This window comes from Halobacillus sp. BBL2006, from assembly GCF_000786645.1.
GTDB lineage: Bacteria > Bacillota > Bacilli > Bacillales > Halobacillaceae > Halobacillus.
The window spans coordinates 1-2,105 of sequence record NZ_JRNX01000758.1 but is presented as its reverse complement, the minus strand read 5'-3'; the positions used below and the strand labels follow the sequence as shown (position 1 = coordinate 2,105).

Here is a 2,105-nt window from a genome sequence, read left to right as displayed (position 1 = left end):
CAACAGAATGATGCTGGATTTCGTCTGCCACATCTGGTTCATGTACCATAACCAGCGTGAAGGAGCTCTCCTCAACGTTTCGAAGTGCCGCTTTAAGGTCTGGTCTTCCCAGCATGACGTCATCCAATCCTGCAAGGGTAAAGGAGTCTTCTCCGTTTCCAATCTTCATGTGTGAGTTTTGTAACAACTGAAAGTCTCCCGCTTCCATGACTTCACGGACTTTTTCTGTGCCATATCCCCCGTGATCATGATTTCCATAAATCCAAAATTTTCCTAATGGAGCATTTAATTGGCTTAATAGGATTGGGAGTTCGTCTGGGAAATCATAGAGGTGTGGAGCATCAATCAGATCCCCAGTAAACAAGATTAAATCTGGTTGTTGTCCGTTGATGATGTCCATCAATTCTTTGAACTGTTCTAAATCATAATGATAACCGAGATGGGTATCTGAAAATTGTAGAATCTTTAAGTTATTAAGGCTTTCTGGTATTTTGGAGTTCTCCAGCGTGAAGCTCCTTCTAGCGAGCATCCGTGGTTCTACGTATCTTGCATAATAATAACTGAGTCCACTTAACCCTAGCAGTCCCACTAAACTGCGCAAACTGTTTTTTAAAAACCTGCGTCGAGTTATTTTCATACGTGTGACCCTCTCCTCTAAATTCTTGGTCATTATACCACGAATTCTATGATTCAGCCTTCAGAACATTCCTCTTAAAAAATATTTCTTCGAAAATGAACAGGAATTCATTTTTTTATGTGGAATGTAATGAGAGAGAAGAGTTAGGAGGTCATTGGATGGAAAATCAAGTAGTAATTGTTACTGGAGGTTCTAGTGGAATGGGCCTTTATATGGCTAAACGCTTTCTAGACGAAGGCGCGAAGGTGGCCATTACAGGTCGTAACTTAGAGCGGTTGGAAGAAGCAAAACGTCAGATTGCAGAAGGAAAAGAGGACCATTTATTGCTGGTCCAAATGGATGTGCGTGAGGTGGAAGACGTCAAACGGATGGTCGATGAGACGCATGAAGCCTTTGGAAGAATTGATCATCTCGTTAATAATGCGGCAGGGAACTTCATTGTTCCAGCTGAGAAGCTTTCTCCGAACGGATGGAATTCTGTGATTAATATCGTCTTGAATGGGACATTTTATTGCAGCCAAGCCGTCGGAAACTATTGGATTGAAAACAAAATTAAAGGATCGATCTTAAATATGGTGGCGACATACGCATGGAATGCGGGAGCCGGTGTGATTCATTCTGCATCTGCCAAAGCAGGTGTTCTAGCTATGACACGTACTCTTGCTGTTGAGTGGGGCAAAAAGTACGGAATCCGCGCGAATGCGATTGCTCCAGGGCCGATCGAGCGTACTGGGGGAGCGGATCGATTGTTTGAATCGGAAGAAGCTGCGAAACGCACTTTGAATTCCGTACCCCTCGGCCGGTTGGGCACACCAGAGGAGATTGCTGGTCTTGCACGATTCATTTTGTCTGACGAAGCCTCTTACATGAACGGAGAAGTTGTCACGTTAGATGGCGGGCAGTGGCTAAATAAGTTTCCATTTTAAAGAGTCTTAAAAAGGACTATATCAAATTTGATATAGTCCTTTTTTTATGCCTTATCAAGCACATAGAACGAAAAATAGTACATATTAATTATATAAAAATAGTAATTTTCCGTTATAGATCATAACTTGCCGGGAAAAAGGAGAGAACGCGTGGGAAACCAAAGAAAAATAAGAGGAGAATTCCATGAGAAGCAAGAGGTAGATTGATTACAAGATTTTCGTTCCTTCATTACTAATCATCATCGGTATAAGTATTCCTTTTGCCTTGTATGAGGCGGAATCGTTACAGTTACTAAATGCTATTTTTGATTATATTGTGGAAGTGTTCAGTTGGGGCTATCTGTGGTACGGGATTATTCTCGTCGCAGCAGGGTTATATCTTTCATTCTCAAAATATGGTCAAGTCGTCCTTGGTGATCCTAAAGAAAAACCTCGCTTTACTTTATTTGAATATGCGTCCATATTAATCGCCATGGGAGTCGGCTCCACGATCATGCGAACAGGAATGCTGCAGTGGACCTCTGTAGCAAACGATCCGCCTG

General features: G+C 42.2%; 3 protein-coding genes. 2 read left to right on the top strand and 1 reads right to left on the bottom strand.

Translation table 11 applies throughout. From position 1 onward, the window contains the following. A partial coding sequence (locus LD39_RS19370) for a metallophosphoesterase (RefSeq protein ID WP_035552103.1) occupies positions 1-637 on the bottom strand: 637 nt, incomplete at its 3' end. 158 nt (positions 638-795) lie between these two features. On the opposite strand from LD39_RS19370, the gene fadH reads away from it, so the two are divergent. Continuing rightward, a complete protein-coding gene (gene fadH / locus LD39_RS19365) occupies positions 796-1,563 on the top strand; it encodes a 2,4-dienoyl-CoA reductase (protein ID WP_035552100.1) in 768 nt (255 codons plus the stop codon). Between the two features lie 202 nt (positions 1,564-1,765). Then, positions 1,766-2,105, top strand: a 340-nt coding sequence (locus LD39_RS19360; protein ID WP_197061465.1) for a BCCT family transporter, incomplete at its 3' end; no start/stop codon positions are given.

Coding starts and splice junctions, on each gene's coding strand:
- fadH (WP_035552100.1), top strand. CDS start 796: ATGGAAAATCAAGTAGTAATTGTTACTGGAGGTTCTAGTGGAATGGGC.